The following is a 19642-nucleotide window of genomic DNA, read 5'->3' on the forward strand; positions in this document are numbered from 1 at the left end:
TCTGACGATGTAATAGGGTAATTGTTAGTGTTTTGCTCAAATGGTACACAACGTATGATATCAGTTAGAAATAAGTGATTATTTTATTTTTCATTTTCCTACTTTTTATTTGAAAAACATATACCGTTCGTTTTTTATTAATGATTTGTAAATTGAGATAATCTATAGCCCAGCTAAATAGTGATAACCACATTTCCTCTTTTATGCCCCATCTCCACATATTTATGAGCTTCGGCTATTTTTTCTAAAGGATAAATCCTATCAATAACAGGGGTAATCTTCTCTTGTTCTGCTAAAGTTTTTAAATTAAAAAAGGCTTCTTTTGGAGTTAATGGAGTCCCATGATCTATGGATATGTATTTGCCATTCGAAGTTAATGCTTTTTTGCTCTTTTCTTTTAGTTTCGATGATTTCGAATTGCCTACAGCATCAATCACATATTTATACCTTTCCAATTGTGTTTCAGCATTTTCTAAGGTGTAGTCAATCATCACATCACTACCTAAAGACTTTACTAATTCGAAATTTTTTCGACTGCATACACTAGTCACATGAGCACCTAGATGCTTCGCTAATTGTATAGCTATTGTGCCTATACTTCCTGACGCTCCATAAATTAAAACTTTGTCGTTCCTGCTTATATTCGTCTTTTTTAATAAATGGGACGCAAGCAAACCACCATAAGGTATTGCTGCAGCCTCCTCAAAACAAAGATTTACAGGTTTTAATGTAAGATTCCAATCTTCCGGTAAACAAATATATTCTGCATAAGAACCGAAACGACGTTTGGTAGGTGAAATAGAACCATACGCAAAAACCTCATCCCCAATTTCAAACAATGTCACATCTTTCCCTTTACGCTCAACAATCCCAGCTGTTACCATACCCAATATTGGATTTCTTGGACGTCCAAAACCAAATATAAGTTGGAGTATAAATCTGGGAATCATAGGTTCATTCAATCTTCGAATAAGAACATCGCTTGTGGTAACTGAAGTTGCACGTATTTTTATAAGTACTTCATTAGCTTTGGGTGTTGGTTTTTTAACATTACTTAGCACCAGGTTTTCTACCTCCCCATATTTTAGACATTCTATTGCTTTCATAATTGTTTTTGTTAACAGCAAAGTTGGTTAAAATGTGGGGTACAAAAGTTCGCATTTTTAAATTGGAACAAACCTTTCCTTTTCATTATTCCTTTTTAAGAGCATAGATAACTTTTGCATCCACCCAAAAAATATCTACATTTTCAAAATCGTCTGATCCAACATTTCTGCTAAAGAAAAGGTACTTGCCATCTGGCGTTATACTTGCTGAAGCTTCCCAGGCGTTGGTGTTTATTTTATCTCCCAAATTAATGCCTTCACCCCAAGTACCATCTTTTTGTTTAAAACTGATGTAAATATCAGAGTCTCCGAAACCATTTTCCCTTTTAGCATCAAATAATAAATACGACTCATCTGGAGCTATAAAAGGATGGCTTAAAAAAGTGCCCGTGTTTATTTCTTTAGGCAAAGCCATAGGTTCCTCATGCTTTCCATCTATTAAACGCGAATAGCGAATTGGAAAAGTTGAATCATTCTCTTTATAGGTGTCAAAATAGTACGTCCCATTTGAAGACGATGAAAGGCGCATAATATACATAGAATCATTACTTACGGTAGGAGGTTCTAGTTTTTGTAATTCTGACCATCCAAATTCTTTTCTTTTTAGATACCTGTCACCTAAATGCATGGTTTGTCCATCTGGGGATATTACTGGTCTTCCTATCCATGGAGATGCTATTTCAGATTTTTCCCATTTCCAATTTTTTGCATTGTATTTGTATTCGTAAAAAGCTGATTTTTTATGTTCTTCTCCTCTTCTAATAAAATAAAACGCTTTCATATCTGGGGTGAATGCACTATTGACTTCATACAAATCTGTAGATACCAAACCTGGAGCAAATGGTATAGGCTTTAATCCTGGTGGTTTTTGTCCCAGATATGGGTTTTTAAAGGTTGGTATATTATTATCTGGTGTTTGCCTTTTTTTTATGTTACAAGATTGTAAAGAAAGTATTCCAGCGATAAGTAGTGTTATGAAGGTCTTTTCCATTTTGATATTCAAATTATTATTGTTTTTGCTAGAACCTATACCCTATTCGCAAGTGCATATTTAATTCCATTTCACTTTTGTTCTTTAAATAACCAGCGCGTTTAGCAAATGTGTAACTAAATCCTGCGCCAAGACCTGCTTCAAAATCAAAATGTTTCCCTATATGTCGCCTAATTCCCCAAGTGGGTATAATGGAAAAATCACTTACAATAGGGGCATTGTCTGTATTGAACAAGACAAACCAATCTGGATGATAACCCATTTTTAAAGCAATAAAATTGCCACTATTTCCATCAATTGGTTTTGAGTTCTCAGAGCGTTTTTTGAGATTGTAATAGAATCTTGGCTCCACAACTATTACAGGTGCGAGTAGAAATGGAGAATCATAATCGTCATAAAACGTAGATTCCCAAATACCAAAATCAAAACCGAGCTCTGTTCTCAGTGCTACGGTATTTGATAGTTTCGCTTCATTATATGCCCAGATTCCTAGAACTCCAGTTTGTAATCCGAATGTTGATTTTTCTACACTTGTGTTTTGAGCTTTGGCGATTAATGTTAGTCCGCACAAAGTCAAGGTAATTAAAGTTTTTTTCATGATAATAATTTTAGATTTAAGTGAATTTGTTAATTCAACCTTATAACCAGCTAAACCCTAAGCCTACATTAAAGATTACTGCATCTCTATCGGCATTTCCATCTAAAGACACACTGCCAAGAACTAGTTTTGACTGCACATTAAGTGCGAAGTTTTTCTTTTTGTAAATCTCATAACCTGTACTTGCCATAACAGCGGCACCAAAATTCCAATCGTCATTTACATTGTCTTCAATATCATATAGTGCTGGTGAATCTATTGCTAAACCAATTCCACCATGAATCCACCAACGGTCTTTTACCCAATACTGTACAGATGGGATAAATGCTCCAAAATTTCTGTCATTATCCTGAAATTCGTAAATATTTCCTGGTAAAGAGGCAGTAATAGCTAGTCTTTCGTTTAACATATAGCCAAACTTTAAATCTGGAAAAACGAAGGTTCCCTGGGATTTGTCGAAGGTTTGAATACCAGCACTATCTTCTATACTGATAATGCCACCACCTACGACGAATTCGAAGATAAAACCATCTCTTTGTGTTGTTGTTTCAGAATCTGCGTTTTGTGCATATGTTGTACTTGATACTAATGCAAAGGCTACAAAAGCCATTTTTAATAAGACTTGTTTTTTGATTGTTCTCATTTTAATTGATTTCATGATTGTTCGTTTTTTGATTGTTTGATTTTTGTTTCTGATGTTACAAGCATTAATAGCTAATGCTTTAAAAAAGAGGAATGTGTAATGAATGATTTTTATATTTTATGATTTTTTTTGGCACCATATTCTAATGCTGAACCTATGGCAATCCCTAAAACAAACCACAATTGCATATTTGAGGTCAAGTAGCCAACTATAGCCCCTAGTATAATCCCTATTCCTAATTTTAGGCCCTTTCCACTTTTTTTGATTTTCATTTTTGTTATAATTATTAAATTTTTGATAAAATTAAATAGCCTTCGGAACTAAAAAGTTCTACTTTAAAAACCAGAACGAAATCTTTTAATCGGCAAACTGCATTCTAATTAATTGATTTTGTAATGATTTTGAATTTTTAGAATTACTGTTCCGATTTGATGATACAAAGATGCGACCAACCTTGAAGCAAGAGTAATCAGTTATGAATCAAGAGTTATTAAGTTTAGCGAAGTGCTATAAATTATGGAGCAAGACTATAAATTATGATGCATTTTAAAATATTACGAAAGAAAACATCGAGCATTTTATCACTGTTAATAGTTTGATGAAGTAAAATTAATTGTAGCTTACAAAAGGAAGGTTCTATTTTTTAAATCAGAACTAACTATTACTCTTAAGGTAAGTATTTGGTGTAATCCCTTCTATTTTTTTGAAGAATATGTTGAATACTGTTTTAGAGTTAAAACCACTATCATAAGCAACAGCCATAATAGTTATGCCTTTGTTTTCTTCTAGAAGAACGCGCTCTTTAAATTCGTTAACTCTATAGGTATTGATATACTCAGAGAAGTTCTTTTGAAACCCTAAATTTAATAATTGAGATACATAGTTCGCAGGAAGTTCTAGGTAAGAGTGCTGATTCTTAATGAAGCTGATTAGTTTTTAGTTCACCTACAGATTCAAAAAGCTCCTTGATTATGTGAAGTTGATCACTTGGTGTCACCTCTCTTAAATAACCTAGTAAGTCTTGACTTGTTGCATACCTATTTGTAGTTATTCTTCGTTTACCATTAGTGGTATTCCAATCTTCAAGAAAGCGCTTCAATGCCCTGTTTACATTATCTTCTCCTATTGCCTTTTGAAATTGATACATGTTGATGGCTCCTTTGGCATAATACACATAATCTTGATTTTCTACTAAAGCCAATGACGGTTCCTCTAAAGCTTCTCTATCTTTACCTTCTTTATATCTCTCGCTCTGATTCTCTATAAATTGAAGCAGCTTCTCTTCAGAATACTGTTCTTTTAAAACCATCATGGCTGCATACTGCGATAAGGTTTCTAAAATGAAAAGTTGCCCTTTTACATTTGCTGCTTCTACCTGCATACCAAACCACTGGTGCGCAATTTCGTGAGCAGTAACATAAAATGCCATATCTACATCTTGCTCGTCGTCTATGTCTAGAACAAAACCTATAGATTCGGAAAATGGAATGGTTCCAGGAAATGACTGTGCAAATTGTGCATAACGCGGAAACTCCATAATACGAAGTTGCTCGTATTGGTACGGACTAAAGTTTTTACTGTAATAATCTAAAGAGGCTTTCATAGAAGTCATCATTCTATCAACATTATAATCGTGGGCTTTATGATAATAAATTTCAAGGTCAACAGGGCTTGTTAAAGCTTCCCCTTTAGGCATCCATGTGTCTTTTTTTAGTTCATAGCTTGCTGAAACTATGGAGTAAAAATTAATCATTGGAATCTCCATTTTATAATGAAAATAATTGCGATTACTCTCGGTCCATTCCTTTAATAAGTTACCAGGTACTAAAGCAGTTTGATCTTCTGATGTACCGATAGTCATTTCAAAACGGATTCCATCCGAATCACTACCAGATCGCGCATTCACCAGTTCATTTATATCATCTTGTCCTGCCTTATTAGATAGCATTGGTAAACCATGATCTTCACGTTCATCATTGTCTCTCAATTCATATTTGTTGTTGTATCCAATAGTTGGCAAATCTGAATTATTAAAAAATGTACCGTTGTTATTAATGTTTACATTCGAGTTTCCTAATTCAAAACCATTGGTGGTAAATCTTTGCTTAAAATACATGGTTACAGAGTCACCAGGTTTTAAAGCAGTATTGAGATTATAAATGGCGTAATCAAACTTTTCATACTGATTATCAGTTGTAAACCCACCTTCAAAAGCGATACTGTCTAATGTTACATTCTCTTCAATAAGTTTGTGAATATGAACAGTTTGGATATGTTCATTTGTAGTGTTTTTCAAAATATAATACCCTTCTGCGGTGTAGTCTCGTGTTTCGGGATACAATTCTAATTGCAAGTGAACTTCTACTAATTTTGGTTGTGGTATATATTCAAATGGTTTAAGTTCTTTTTCATATGCGACTCGAAACGCAGTTGCTTCAGAATTCGTCCAATACTCATGTAAAATATTCGTATTGTAAAATATAACACTTCCAACAGTCATAAAGGCAAAAAGTATAGCACCCGAAAGCCTAACAAGCGGCTTACTTAATCTGTATTTAATAACTTTTATGCGTTTTACCAAGTTGGTTTCAGTACCTCTAACCGATACTAAAGATGCTATTATCAATAATAACATGCCAAAGAGAAACCAGTACGATTTAATTAACAGATAGGGTTTTAAAAAGTGGCCATAACTATTCATATCGGAATAGGCTCCTAAAGAGCTTCCTCCAAAAAAGTATAAATCATGATCAAACCCAAATAACCCCATAGCTATATTGGCAATAAAGAATACAATGACCAACATGACACCCACAAACTTATGGTTAACAAGCGATTGGATAAAAAATGCGATGAAGGTATATAAGGCTAGAGACGGTAAAATCTCTAGAAAGAAACCATAAAAATAGACTTGAAACTCATAGTTATAATAACCGCTCAACGTTTGGAATATAATTCCTGAACCAATTAAAGCAAGCATTAAAACAACATAGATCAAGTTTAATCCTATGTACTTACCAGCCAACTTCATAAAGCTGGACATGGGTGTTGCATCATAAATTAAATTAAGTTTAGCATGGCGCTCCTTCCATACCAATTCTCCAGAATAAAACACCAAAATGATAATGAAGAAATAAATAGATGTTTCTTTAAGTTCCTCAACAATAAAGTATGTTACTGGATAGCTGTCAACACCATATACAGTTCCCAGATTTACAGAATTAATAAGGATGATAATCATCCCGCAAATAACAATGCCCCAAAATGAAGCTTGCTTGCAAATACTCACGAAATAAAACCAAGAAAACTCTTTTAACTGCGTTAATTTTGAAAGCATACCATATTGCTTTGTAGCATCTGGTACAACCACATCATTAACTTCAGATAAGGCTGTATTAGCTAGCAATTGCCGCTTTTTTCTTTTAGACCGCTTTTCTTTAACAACAATGAATGTGAACTTCTTAAAACCATAGATCAATGCTAGTATCCCCAAAGCAATCCAAAATAGTTTGTTATATAGTAAGGCGCCTATAAAAGGAAGCTCTTGTGTGCTCTTTTCTATAGCTGCCCAAGATTTGGTAGCAAAGGTGGTGGTCGTTAGGGAAAATGGATCTAGAATGGCTTGCCAAAACTCATTAGTGATAGCTTTGGTCAACATAAACACAACAAATACAAAAATACCTTGTGTATATACCACCACTAGGTTTCTGCTTAAAGCACCTGTGACAAAAAACAGAGATGCTCCAAAAAATAAAGTTGGCAGCGTTACCATTAAAAATGTCTTCAAATAAATAAAGGCATTAAATGCTAATAAATCGTCCGGGTTAGTCCAGGGCATAAATTCGGCCAGCATCATACCGAATAGAATACCGGTGAATACAAATAGTAATACAGCAAACGATCCTAAAAATCGACCTAGCAAGTAATCCTTTTTTTGAATTGGTGCCGAAAAAACCAGTGACTCTATGTTATATTCAAAATCTCTCAATACAGAAACACCCATAATCATGGAAGCTAAAATCATGAATATGCCTGTAATGGCGCCCATTGTTTTTGTAATCACTAGGGGTGAATTTTTTTTCATAAGCCCCATTTCTGAACCTTGAAAAATAAAGTCTACACCCACAATTGAAAATAGAAATAGAAACAGGAAGAACACATACGTGTCTGGTCGTTTAATGCGATATCGAATTTCGAACTTAAAAATTTGATACCACATAACTAGTTGGATTTAGCGTTAGTGTTACTGAATATTTCCGAAAAGTATACATCTTCTAATTCGGCATTTATTAGAGAAAAGCCATCCCCTGGGTTCTCATCACTTAAGATGTGTATGGTTGGTTTTCCTAGAAATAACTTTTCACTAATCACCTGATAATTGTCCTTGTAAGTGTTTAATTCTGCCTTTCCGATTGTTTTTTGATAGACTTTGTCTTTTAGACCCTCTAGTATTTGTAATGGCTGCCCTTTTAAGCAAACCTGGCCTTGATTAATAATCGCCATGTTCGTACAGAGTTCCTTAACATCATCAACGATGTGCGTAGATAGAATAACTACGGTATGTTCTCCAAGTTCACTTAACACATTGTAAAACCGATTCCGCTCTACAGGATCTAGTCCAGCTGTAGGCTCATCTACTATTAGCAACTTAGGATTGTTCAGTAATGCCTGTGCAATACCAAAACGCTGCTTCATACCGCCAGAAAACCCTTTAAGATTTTGTTGTCGCACTTCATATAAATTGGTTTTATGCAAAAGTGCTTTTACTAATTCTTTACGTTCATTTTTATTAGTGATTCCTTTAAGTACCGCGAAATGATTGAGTAATACCTCCGCAGATATTTTTGGATACAAGCCAAATTGCTGTGGTAAGTAGCCTAATACCTGTCGCAATTCATTTTTTTGTTTTAATACATCGATGTCTCCAAGAACAATGGAACCGGAATCGGCATCTTGTAGGGTTGCAATGGTTCGCATTAAAGTTGACTTGCCTGCACCGTTAGGACCTAGCAAACCAAACATGCCTGTTGGTATCTCTAGTGAAATGTTTTGTAAAGCCTTAATCCCGTTTGAATACGTCTTTGATAGATTGTCGATTCTCAGTTCCATACTGTTCGTTTTTTGATTGATTGAGGCAAACTTATGACGAGCCTTAATTGTAAAAAATAAAAAGTGATGTACTTCATAGTAGTTGTGACACAAGACCTTAAGAAGGGTGCAAACGTACCTTATCCCCACTAAGTAGGTGTTTATCCCTCAGTATCCATTGTTTATCAACTAATTTGTAGAAGGAGTTTTATTTAACTAATCTTGACGTATGAAGTTGAAAATATCAGATATACGAAAGAAAATCATTAACAGGATTTATAAAATATCCCTTGTAATTATAGGTCTAGTCCTTGTATTGTTTAATGACACTTTTGGTAAATTAGAAGGATTTGTAGAGTTTATTGTTCTGTACTTTACTCTTTTATTTATAACCATTGCATACTGGATTTTTAAACAAATCAAATCAATCATTCGCTTAAAGAATGAAAAAGAAAAAACAGAATTACTGCATTTAAAAAGTCAGGTAAATCCACATTTCTTCTTCAATACGCTAAACAATTTATATGGATTAATGGAGAAAGATTCCAAGGAAAGGGGAATGGTACTAAAACTTTCCGATATGATGCGATATAGTATTTATGAAGGTCAAAAAGATTGGGTTAGCCTCAAACAAGAATTAGATTACTTAAAAAACTATATTGAACTTCAAGGAATACGCTATCATAAAAAGTCTGATGTTCAATTTAATTCTGAAATTGAGAATCCGCAAGCTAAAATTATGCCTTTACTATTTATTATTCTGGTAGAGAATGCCTTTAAGCATGGCTTAGAAAATTTAGAAAAGGACGCATATATCCATATTAACTTAACCGAAAAGGATAATAACGTAAATTTCACCATTGAAAATAATTTTGAATTGCAACAATCAACTAATACAGAAGGAATTGGCTTAAAAAACTTACAAAGAAGGTTAGCATTAGTATACCCAAATAAGCATGCGCTTTCTTTTGACGTAAACACCAAAAGTTATAAAGTTGAACTATCTCTAAAGCTAAAACAATGAGATATCTAATCATAGATGATGAACATATCGCACACAAGATTATAATGGAATATTGTGAAATGCTTCCACATATGAAGTTGCAAAAAAACTGTTATAGCGCTTTGGAAGCCCTTGAGTATTTAAATACACATCAAGTCGACTTAATCTTTTTAGATATAAATATGCCAAAGCTTAAAGGGTTTGAATTTTTAAAAACACTATCATCGCCTCCAAAAGTGATAGTTACTACGGCCTATAGTGAGTTTGCTATAGAAGGTTATGAGCTTAATGTTTCGGATTACTTACTAAAACCGTTTAGTTTAGAGCGCTTTTTAAAGGCCGTAAACAAAGTTATGGGCTCAAATACGAACTTAAAAAATGCCAGTTCAGAAGAAAATGATGCGACAACAAAACGTATATTTTTGCGTCAGAATAAATCGTATATCCAAGTAGAAGTAGACACAATATTATTTATTGAAGCTTCTGGAAATTATACCAAAATTGTTTCTAATAATGAAACGATCACGATAAGAGAAAAAATATCCGATGTATTAGAATCACTACACTCAGATGATTTTATACAAGTACACAAATCATTTGCAGTGGCTATAAAATATATTAATAGAATTGATGGAAATAGAATACACATTCAAGACCACACAATTCCAGTTGGCAAATTATATAAAGCCAACCTTATTAAAATTTTAAAGTAGCAACCGTTCACGTTTAACTTTAATACCTGAGTTTAATTTTCATAGCTTGTCCGTATACGATTAGTTGAGTTGGCAAAAACTGTTTTAGTAAAAAAACTAACTAGAATAAAGGTTATGGTTTTTTTTGATTAAATAAAGAATAAGCAATTTTGCATATAGGTTGTTGCAGTTAGTTTTATTTGTTCGAATTTTCCAATTCTAAAAATTCTTCTTATTCTTTTTAAGATATGAATTGGGTGTGGTGCCCTCTATTTTTTTGAAGAATGTGTTGAATACTGTTTTAGAGTTAAAACCACTATCATAAGCAACAGCCATAATAGTTATGCCTTTGTTTTCTTCTAGAAGAACGCGCTCTTTAAATTCGTTGACCCTATAGGTATTTACATATTCAGAGAAGTTTTTTTGAAACCCTAAATTTAATAATTGAGATACATAGTTCGCAGGAAGTTCTAGGTAAGAGGCTACATCTTTTAAGGATAGATCTGGGTTTAAATACAGTTTATAGTCTATCATAATTTGCTCTAGTTCCTTGCTGTACTTTTTGATTTCGTTGGAATCTAGTAAAGCCTGTTTGTACTTCTTTCTTTGTTTGTAGTTTACATTATCTGGAATGGCTTTTAGCATGATGTCTTTAAACCTCTTGTTATTTTTTAAAGGCTTAAGAATTGGTGATGGATTCAATAATAAAATTAATGGCAACCGGTTATCGTATGCTTGAGTTATTAAATCAACTGCCTTTTCATAATTACCTAATAAGGTATTTACTAATATCAAAAATGTAAATGCCTTATCTACAAGTGCAGTGGTTAAATACGTCTCTAGTTCTTTTAATCCTTCATTGCATTTTTCCGTTTCATTGAGCTTTGCATAACACATGGTTTCACCTCCTAATTTGGTGAGATCTTTCACAGAAACTCCTTCAAGTGAACCGAAATATGTCAAAGCTTCATTTGGTTTGCCTGACATTAATAAACAAATCCCTATGTAAACTGGTGGAAAGGGCAACTTAGGGTCCAAATCCAATGCCTTTTTTAGATGAGGTATCGCAGTTTTATAATCTTCTTGCAAGTAGTATAAAAAACCCTTATAATGATGATTTATAGCGGCATAAGGATCTAACTGTAAGGCTTTGTCAAGATAATTCAGTGCCGCATCTAATTTTCCTTCTACGGTCAAAAAATTAGAAATGGTTAAGTAAATATCGTCTGCTTGTTGTATTTCCAAAGCCTTATTGGCATGTTCGTAAGCTTTCTTAAGATTCCAGTTTTGCCAACATTCTATCCAAGCCATATTCAATTGTGACCTTGATGAGTTTGGGTCTAGCTCTAATGCCTTCAACAAATAAGGCTGGGCCTTCTCGTAGGCTTCAAATGCAGGTAAAAGTCCCATGGTTCCCATATTAAAATAGGCTAGATTTATATCCAAATAGGGGTTTGAAAAATTGGGTGATTTATTTATTACTTCTTTTAAGATATTGATACCCTTTACAGAGTTTTTATAATCCAACTTCATGATGTAGTACCTTCCTTTCAAATATTCTCTATAAATATCTACAGGTACATCAATAGCTTCTACTAGCTTATCTTCGATTTCAAGATGCCCGATGTGTTCGCGTAATTTTTCAGCAATAAACAGACTAATTTCATCTTGAATTTCAAAAATGTTTTCAGGATTTCTATCAAAAGTTTCTGACCAGAAATGGAAGTCATCCAAAGTATCGATCATTTGCACTGTAATGCGCATTTTATTTTTGGATGTCCTTACACTACCTTCTATAAATATAGCCACCTTTAATTTTTCTCTTATCTCTTCGGAGGTAACCTTTTTGTTTTTAAAATAGAAGGAAGAAGTACGAGAGGTTACAGAAAGGTCTTTTATGGTTGCCAATGCATTTATAATTTCTTCTGTCAAACCATCACAGAAATATTCATTGTTAATATCATTACTCATATTAACAAATGGTAAAACTGCTATGGTTTTTTTGTTTATGCTTTGTAATGACATCGATTCTTATTTTGATTTTTTTAGAAACTATAATGTTTCCTGACAGCAAGGAAGTTTTACCTTACGCTCAAAACTAGGTACAATTTCTAAAACAACTTCATATTATTTTACAGTGATTGGTTCATTTCGTTGATGTAATGATTGCCAATATAGTGTACCGATTTATAGCCTTTATTTCAAAATCCTAAAATTAGATAAATGGTGATTAGTATTTGCTACACATGGTATAACTGCATGGATTTTTTGAGTTTGTCCCATTACTTTTAAAAGGCGTTCATTTGTCAATCGTGTATTTTTGGCTACCCACGGTTGTACATCCGAACTTTATAATAGGGGTAATAAAAGAGTATATAAGGTAAACTATTAAGTGTACGGAAAAAGTAAACTCTGCAGAATCGGTGGACTCGTTTTACACTGAAAGTTCAATAAAAGGAGATCCTTTTTACCCTGCCCTAAAAATTGTTTTAATGATAGTTACATGAAGTAAATTGTCTGGGGTAACCGCAATAGAGAATTTGAATGTTGCTTTGGTTACACATCTTGGGGGATACTTTAAAAAACAAAAGCCCCCGTTTTAACGGAAGCTTTTGTTTTGTGATCGCGGAAGGATTCGAACCTTCGACCGTCTGCTTAGAAGGCAGATGCTCTATCCAGCTGAGCTACGCGACCAAACTTTGCGGGTGCAAAGATACTAATGTAACCGATTGTAAAAAATATTTTTTTAATTTCTTGCCTTTTTTATAGCTAGTGCTCTACAACCGTTGCGCTAGTCTTTATTGAAAGCCTATATTTTTCAAGCCTTTATGACTGATTTTAATAACCTCCAAAGGTTTTTTATCCCAAGTCATATCTTGCTCAACAAAATATTTGACCATTCCGGAAGCTTCTTTTTCATTCAAAATTCTCTTGAAGTCAATAGTGCCTTCACCAACAGGAGCAAATTTCCCCTCTTCGTCCATGTCCTTTACATGCCACAGCTTGAATCTTCCCGGGTATTTTTCGAAATAGGCTACTGGGTCTGCGCCTGCTCTTGTTACCCAATATAGGTCCATTTGGAAGTTTACATATTTTGGATCTGTGTTATCCAACAAATATTCAATTGGCTTGATTCCATCTTTGTTGTCCTTGTACTCAAAATCGTGATTATGGTACAATAGCTTTAATCCTGCAGCCTCACATTTTTTACCCAGAGTTGTAAGGATATTCGCAAAATCTTCCATAGAGCCTTTCATACCCATGGTCCTACGCTCACGATCAAAAGTGAACATCCCCATTGGTGGCACTGGTATTGTGAAGTATTCAAAGCCTGCAGCCTTGGTATCTGCTATTTGTTCGTCGGCATTTTCCAAAGTTACTCCGCCCATATGTGTACTAACAGGAGTCAGTCCAACACTTTTTAAATACGATTTGAACTCATTCGGTTCCATCCCATAAAACTTTCCATTCTCATACCCAGCGGCCTCGATATAAGCATATCCGGCTTCGGCAACTTTTTGTAACGTCGTTTTGGGATCTTCACCCATGTTCTCTCTTACCGTGTATAGAGCTAAACCCCCAAATTTATCTTGGGCGTATAAAGTGGTTGTAAAAAGAACCAAGGCAAATGCAAGTATTCCTTTGGTCAATAAAGTTCGTTTCATCTGAAGTGTTTGTAGTTAATTTCGGTTATTTATGCAGCCACAAGATACTGATTATTGGTTTTATGAACTATGCGGAAAAACAAAGAATCCGTTAAATAAATACAATCTAACGGATTCTTCGAGCACTGAGCGATACACATCAAACCTCACTCATTTGCAGTGTTATATGAACTTTTATTTGGTCATCTACCTTGATCATGCCCAGCATTTTTTTGGGAGCTTCCAAATTAAAGTCGCTCAGCTTCAATGCCAAGGTTCCCGTTACGCAAATATCCTTGGTCTGCTCACAATGCAAGACGGTTCGATAGGTGCGGGACACACCTGCTATTTTAATTTCCAGGCCAACACCTACGTTGCTCTGATTGGTCGATAGAGGTTCCACATAGATCAGTTTCAAACCAACTTGTGGATATTTTTCGGTCTTGAGCAACTCCTGAAAATCCTTGTTGATGGCCCTCCCCCCACAATCAAAACAATCATTCACCAACTTTAGCTCCGCATTCTTAAAAAGAATCTGTTCCGATTTTTCATCATAGTTCAACCGGATGGGCACTTCCAACGCCTCCAAATTATACTTGCAGGTAAAATTATTTACATTGGTGGTCCCGGCAATCACGACTTCGCTCTGTGGTTCTACGCGAACCTTTGTTTCCCGTTCTGGGTCACCAAAAGAAAACCATGATATGAGCAACAAGGCCACCAATGTTATTTTTGTCATATGTGGTATGGAGGTTAACATAACAGTTAAATATAATAATTTTAATATCCAAGACCTAGAACATGGCTGCCCTAGGTCTTTTTAAAACTCCCATCATACTTAGAAGCTGATAACGGCTTCCAATAAAACCCCTTTAAACTCACCTTCGCTAAAGATGCTTGTGGTGTCGTATCCATCATACTGTTGGTTAACATATTCTATTTTGGCCAAAATGTTCTTGGTCAAGAATATACCACCACCTAATTGGAATCTATCAATGGTTACTTCTGATCCTGATGGATCATCAGAGTTTACCGTGTTGTATCGTGTACCCAAATAGAAATTTTCGTTGTTTCCAAATCTGTAGATCAATTCACCTGCCAATTGAGTGGCCTTCCTGTCCTCGGTTTCACCATTGGACCTTCCTGAAGCAGTTTCAATGGTACCGAAGAATTCCAATCCTTTGTATTTTACAAATGGGTTGATCATAAAGGCAGTGATTTCATTGTTGAACCCAGGGTTGTATCTACCAGATCTAAAGTTGCTTGTGGCAGATGCTTCTGTATCCTCCATCACCAAGTAATATCTAGATCCCGCACGGTCTGCACTGTATAGGTAAACCCTACCGGACTTGTTGGTGCTGTACATGGAACCGGTAAGTCTCAATCTCAAATCTTCATTTATCTGTCCATCATAGCCCAATTTGGCCAAAATGGAAGCTCCTGTGGTTTCTGGGTTGGTCACTGCTTGGTTCAACTTACCGTTGGAAAGTCCGAACATTCCGATGAAGCCATTTTTTCTGAAGTAGACCTCGCCACCTACCTCTGTGGTGAAAGCATCCATGATCAAGTTGCCAACAAAGGGGTTGTGCATTGCTTGGGAGTTGTCCGTTCTTCTAAAGTGGGCATCACCATAGTTATTCTCCATGTGACCCACCTTAATGGTCAAATACTTCATGGTTTCTTCCAAGAATCCAGGGCTAATAAAATCCAAGTTGTCCACTTGAAAATATCCACCTTTTACGTAGGGTTCTGGGTGGTGACGAGAAGACAAATATGTTCTTAAGTGCATTCTAACACCTTTGGCCAAGGCCACATCCAAATCCAAGTTCGCAGTTGCCAAGTTAAAGTTATCACCGATAGCAATAAGTTCCACGGCTCCCGAGTTCTCATGATCTACGGCTTGAAATTGTAAAGTGGATGACCCTCCGACCCTTACTTTAACTCCATCAAAAGTGCTAACGGTGTCTTTAGGTGCTTCAAAAACATTTATTCCATTTTTGTCAGGTGAACGAAAATTGTCCAGTTGACGATTTTGGGAATATCCCATAAGGCCTACAAGAAATGTAGCTGCCAATAATCCGAATTTAGTGTATTTCCTCATTGTTGTAGATTTATTAGTTGAGTATTAAGATTAAATTATTTCCAAACGGTGTTATAGTGAACCTCTATTTCATCACCTGTGGTAATGGTACCCAAAAGGGCTTTTGGAGGGTCAATATTGTAATCGGTCATTTTCAAAGCTTTCTTACCTTCCAGCAACACCTTGCCCCCATTAATATTTAGGTTAAAAGGAAGTTCAATGCTGTTAGTACTTCCTGCAATGGTAAGGTTCCCCGTAGCTACCACCTTGTACTTGTTGGAGGTAGCGGTAATCGGTGAAATACTTTTCATACTTTTGAACTCAAATACAATTTGCTTGTGGTCTTTGGTTTCCAACGCCTTGTAAGTATTCTTGTCCATAGCTCCTTTGCCACTCTTTAAACTCTCTGCTTCCACGACAAACTTCAGGGAAGTTATTTTTGGCAACTCTCCAGTGTTGTCCACGGTGATGGAACCCGACTTTTGTTCTGCAACTTCTTCCCAATCATGAAGCGTTGAAGTTCCAGTTACCGTAACCTCCCCTTCCCCATGATTAAGTGAAAAGCTTTGTGCGGAAATTGTTAGTGGTACAATTGTAAATGCTATCCAAAGGATAACCACTTTTAAAAGTGACTGTCGATGTGTTGTATGATATTGCATAGTTTTTGGTTTTTGTTGGGACAAAGATCCATTATCAAAGTTTCCTAAAAGATGATATATGTCAGGTTTTTCCTAAAATCCTGTTATTTAGTTATTTAGACTAAATAATATTTTTACTTATTGATAATCAACTCATTATAGCACCATATAAATTACCAACCTCTAAAAGTCAAAAAACCAGCTTGAGACAATGTTTCCAGGAGCTTCAAAACGAACGAAATGCACAGGAAAGACTTTTCCTCATATAAAACCCTGATTTTTATCATGTTCTGAGGATGAGATAGCTGCTACTTTTACATATCGATTTCAACATATCTCAATCTCTAAATAGATGTTCATATGGAAACATTAATAGAAAAGCAGCCCAGCGTATATGCCTTCGGCAACAAAAAGGCCGACGGCAGACGCGACATGAAAAACTTGCTCGGTGGTAAAGGAGCCAACTTGGCCGAAATGAGTCGAATTGGAATTCCTGTTCCCCCTGGCTTTACAATAACTACAGAAGTTTGTGCACAATACAACGAGGAAGGGAAAGAATCCGTAATCAATAGAATAGAACCTGAAGTACGGGACGCAATAACAACCATTGAGGAAACTATGGGGGCCATTTTTGGCGATGACGAAAATCCACTCCTAATTTCTGTCCGTTCCGGTGCACGGGTTTCCATGCCAGGAATGATGGATACCGTCCTCAACCTTGGTTTAAACGATGAATCCATTAAAGGCATCATTAAAATGACAGGCAACGAACGCTTCGCATGGGATTCCTACCGCCGTTTCATTCAAATGTATAGTAGTGTGGTGATGGGACTCAAACCAGAATCCAAAGACGACTTAGATCCATTCGAGGAAATCATTGACCATTTAAAGGACAAACGAAGAATTGACCAAGACACCCAATTTACCGTGCAAGATTTGCAGGATTTGGTATATGACTTTAAGGATATTGTTCAAAAAAGGACCGGAAAACCTTTCCCTAACAATCCATGGGATCAACTTTGGGGCGCCATTGCCGCTGTTTTTGATAGCTGGAACGGTGACCGTGCCATTTACTACAGAAAAATGAACGGATATCCTGAAGATTGGGGCACCGCAGTGAACGTCCAAGCTATGGTATTCGGCAATATGGGTGACGATTCTGGAACCGGGGTGTGCTTCACCAGGGATGCAGGCACAGGGGAAAATGTGTTCAACGGGGAATATCTAATCAACGCACAAGGGGAAGATGTGGTTGCCGGTGTCCGTACGCCACAGCAAATTACGTTCTTGGGGTCACAACGCTGGGCAAAACTTGCTCAGGTAGAGGAAGAAGAACGTAAAGAAAGTTACCCATCTTTGGAAGAGTTGATGCCCGACATTTACAAGGAACTGTTTGAATATCAAAATAAACTGGAAACCCATTACCAAGACATGCAGGATATGGAATTTACCATTCAACAAGGTAAACTTTGGATCCTACAGACCCGTAACGGAAAACGTACCGGTGCCGCCATGGTGAAAATCGGCATGGATTTGCTCAAAGAAGGATTAATAGATGAAAAAACGGCCTTAATGCGAATAGAGCCCAACAAACTAAACGAACTGTTACACCCTATCTTTGATCTAGATGCCTTGCAGGAAGCCAACGTTATTGCCCAAGGTTTGCCGGCATCTCCTGGTGCGGCCACTGGACAAATTGTATTCTTTGCAGATGAAGCGGACAAATTCAAGTACAGTATTTTGGTTCGTGTGGAAACCTCGCCCGAAGATGTGGAAGGAATGAACATTGCCAGGGGGATTGTTACCGCTCGTGGGGGTATGACCTCCCATGCCGCGGTCGTCGCCAGAGGTATGGGTAAATGCTGTGTATCCGGTGCAGGTGCATTAAAGATTAACTATAAGACAAGAACCCTTAAAGTAGGTGACCACGAATATCACGAAGGCGATTGGATATCAATAAATGGTTCCACCGGAAATATCTTGGAAGGTAAAGTAGCTACCAAAGAACCCGTATTGAGCGGGGAATTTGCCGAGTTGATGGAACTATCCGATAATTACGCCACAATGGAAGTCAGGACTAATGCCGATACGCCCAAAGATGCGTTGATAGCACGAAACTTTGGTGCAAAAGGTATTGGACTTACGCGCACAGAACATATGTTCTTTGAAGTAGACCGAATTAAAGCCATGCGCGAAATGATCTTGGCAGACACCATAAAAGGCCGCAAACAAGCATTAAAGGAATTACTTCCCATGCAACGAAACGACTTTGAAGGAATTTTTAGGGCCATGGAAGGCCATCCCGTAACCGTTAGATTGCTAGATCCGCCTTTACATGAATTTGTACCTCATCAATTGGCCACCCAAAAAGAATTGGCCGAAGAACTTCATATTTCTTTGGCTGCCGTAAAAGGTAAAGTAGCCGAGTTGGAAGAGTTCAACCCCATGATGGGACACCGTGGATGTAGATTGGGAAATACCTATCCTGAAATCACAGAAATGCAGACCCAGGCCATTTTGGAAGCAGCCCTCAAAGTGAAGAAAGAAGGTCTCACAGTCAAACCTGAAATTATGGTGCCACTGGTAGGTACCGTAGAGGAGTTTAACCAACAAAAGGCAATAATTGATGCAATGGCTCAAGAAGTCTTCAAAAAACGTAAAGATACCGTGGAATATTCCGTAGGCACCATGATGGAGACCCCAAGGGCCACATTGATTGCAGATAAAATTGCCGAAAATGCGGATTTCTTCTCTTTCGGAACCAATGACCTTACCCAAATGACTTTCGGGTATTCTAGAGATGACTCCGGAAAGTTCCTGCCAATTTATCTTGAAAAAGGTATTTTGAAACATGACCCTTTTGAGGTATTGGACCAAGAAGGTGTTGGACAATTGGTGGAAATGGGAACCCAGTTGGGCCGCAAGACCAAATCCGATCTAAAAATAGGTATTTGCGGTGAACACGGCGGTGAACCCAATTCCGTCGCATTCTGTCAAAAAGTGGGCATGAACTATGTGAGCTGCTCTCCCTTTAGAGTGCCTATTGCCCGAGTGGCGGCAGCACAAGCAGCAATTTCATAAAAAAAGAAGACCTGACCGTTCTATTTTTTTTAATCCCTGGTTCTTTAAACCACTAAAAAGCCAGGGGTTTTTGTTTAC

General features: G+C 36.5%; 16 protein-coding genes and 1 tRNA gene. 3 read left to right on the forward strand and 14 right to left on the reverse strand.

Going from position 1 to position 19642, the window contains the following annotated elements:
* Window positions 1–173: 173 nt before the first annotated feature.
* The 8 genes from J4E06_RS10525 to J4E06_RS10555 all read right to left on the reverse strand — a co-directional run bounded on the left by J4E06_RS10525 (window position 174) and on the right by J4E06_RS10555 (window position 8447).
* Entirely contained in the window at window positions 174–1106 is a 933-nt protein-coding gene (locus J4E06_RS10525) for an NAD(P)-dependent alcohol dehydrogenase (protein WP_349523869.1), read from the reverse strand.
* Window positions 1107–1191: 85 nt separating this feature from the next.
* Window positions 1192–2097, reverse strand: coding sequence for a TolB-like translocation protein (locus tag J4E06_RS10530; RefSeq protein ID WP_349523870.1), 906 nt, complete (start codon window positions 2095–2097; stop codon window positions 1192–1194).
* A 28-nt stretch (window positions 2098–2125) separates the two neighbouring features.
* Entirely contained in the window at window positions 2126–2695 is a 570-nt protein-coding gene (locus J4E06_RS10535) for a hypothetical protein (protein ID WP_349523871.1), read from the reverse strand.
* 40 nt (window positions 2696–2735) lie between these two features.
* Window positions 2736–3353 (reverse strand): hypothetical protein, encoded by a 618-nt coding sequence (locus J4E06_RS10540; RefSeq protein WP_349523872.1) that lies wholly within the window; start codon window positions 3351–3353, stop codon window positions 2736–2738.
* 95 nt (window positions 3354–3448) lie between these two features.
* On the reverse strand, window positions 3449–3610 hold the full coding sequence (locus J4E06_RS10545) for a glycine zipper domain-containing protein (protein WP_349523873.1): 162 nt from the start codon (window positions 3608–3610) through the stop codon (window positions 3449–3451).
* Between the two features lie 382 nt (window positions 3611–3992).
* Complete coding sequence (locus J4E06_RS18420) at window positions 3993–4268, reverse strand: helix-turn-helix domain-containing protein (RefSeq protein ID WP_502877348.1); 276 nt, start codon at window positions 4266–4268, stop codon at window positions 3993–3995.
* Window positions 4255–7464, reverse strand: coding sequence for an ABC transporter permease/M1 family aminopeptidase (locus J4E06_RS10550; RefSeq protein ID WP_349523874.1), 3210 nt, complete (start codon window positions 7462–7464; stop codon window positions 4255–4257). The genes J4E06_RS18420 and J4E06_RS10550 overlap by 14 nt, the downstream gene beginning before the upstream one ends.
* A gap of 95 nt (window positions 7465–7559) precedes the next feature.
* Window positions 7560–8447, reverse strand: a complete 888-nt coding sequence (locus J4E06_RS10555; protein WP_349523875.1) for an ABC transporter ATP-binding protein — start codon at window positions 8445–8447, stop codon at window positions 7560–7562.
* 208 nt (window positions 8448–8655) lie between these two features.
* Between J4E06_RS10555 and J4E06_RS10560 the strand changes: the two genes are divergently transcribed.
* Together J4E06_RS10560 and J4E06_RS10565 are read left to right on the forward strand one after the other, a co-directional pair.
* Window positions 8656–9450 carry a sensor histidine kinase gene (locus tag J4E06_RS10560; RefSeq protein ID WP_349523876.1) on the forward strand — a complete coding sequence of 265 codons (795 nt, stop codon included), beginning with the start codon at window positions 8656–8658 and terminating at the stop codon, window positions 9448–9450.
* The gene (locus J4E06_RS10565; protein ID WP_349523877.1) at window positions 9447–10142 is read left to right on the forward strand and encodes a LytR/AlgR family response regulator transcription factor; all 696 of its coding nucleotides are present in this window, start codon (window positions 9447–9449) and stop codon (window positions 10140–10142) included. The genes J4E06_RS10560 and J4E06_RS10565 overlap by 4 nt, the downstream gene beginning before the upstream one ends.
* Before the next feature lie 198 nt (window positions 10143–10340).
* On the opposite strand, the gene J4E06_RS10570 is transcribed toward J4E06_RS10565, so the two are convergent.
* The 6 genes from J4E06_RS10570 to J4E06_RS10595 all read right to left on the reverse strand — a co-directional run bounded on the left by J4E06_RS10570 (window position 10341) and on the right by J4E06_RS10595 (window position 16504).
* Window positions 10341–12146: a tetratricopeptide repeat protein gene (locus tag J4E06_RS10570; RefSeq protein ID WP_349523878.1), complete on the reverse strand. Its 1806-nt coding sequence runs from the start codon at window positions 12144–12146 to the stop codon at window positions 10341–10343.
* A gap of 595 nt (window positions 12147–12741) precedes the next feature.
* Window positions 12742–12815 (reverse strand) — tRNA-Arg (locus tag J4E06_RS10575).
* 104 nt (window positions 12816–12919) lie between these two features.
* Window positions 12920–13786 (reverse strand): sugar phosphate isomerase/epimerase family protein, encoded by an 867-nt coding sequence (locus J4E06_RS10580; RefSeq protein ID WP_349523879.1) that lies wholly within the window; start codon window positions 13784–13786, stop codon window positions 12920–12922.
* A gap of 139 nt (window positions 13787–13925) precedes the next feature.
* Window positions 13926–14504 carry a hypothetical protein gene (locus J4E06_RS10585; RefSeq protein ID WP_349523880.1) on the reverse strand — a complete coding sequence of 193 codons (579 nt, stop codon included), beginning with the start codon at window positions 14502–14504 and terminating at the stop codon, window positions 13926–13928.
* Window positions 14505–14603: 99 nt separating this feature from the next.
* Complete coding sequence (locus J4E06_RS10590) at window positions 14604–15866, reverse strand: hypothetical protein (RefSeq protein ID WP_349523881.1); 1263 nt, start codon at window positions 15864–15866, stop codon at window positions 14604–14606.
* A gap of 35 nt (window positions 15867–15901) precedes the next feature.
* Complete coding sequence (locus J4E06_RS10595; protein WP_349523882.1) at window positions 15902–16504, reverse strand: YceI family protein; 603 nt, start codon at window positions 16502–16504, stop codon at window positions 15902–15904.
* A 339-nt stretch (window positions 16505–16843) separates the two neighbouring features.
* Here J4E06_RS10595 and ppdK point away from each other — a divergent pair, with 339 nt between their 5' ends.
* Window positions 16844–19564, forward strand: coding sequence for a pyruvate, phosphate dikinase (gene ppdK / locus J4E06_RS10600; RefSeq protein WP_349523883.1), 2721 nt, complete (start codon window positions 16844–16846; stop codon window positions 19562–19564).
* The last annotated feature ends 78 nt before the right edge of the window (window positions 19565–19642 follow it).

Source organism: Allomuricauda sp. NFXS6 (assembly GCF_040148835.1).
In the GTDB taxonomy this organism is placed as follows: domain Bacteria; phylum Bacteroidota; class Bacteroidia; order Flavobacteriales; family Flavobacteriaceae; genus Flagellimonas.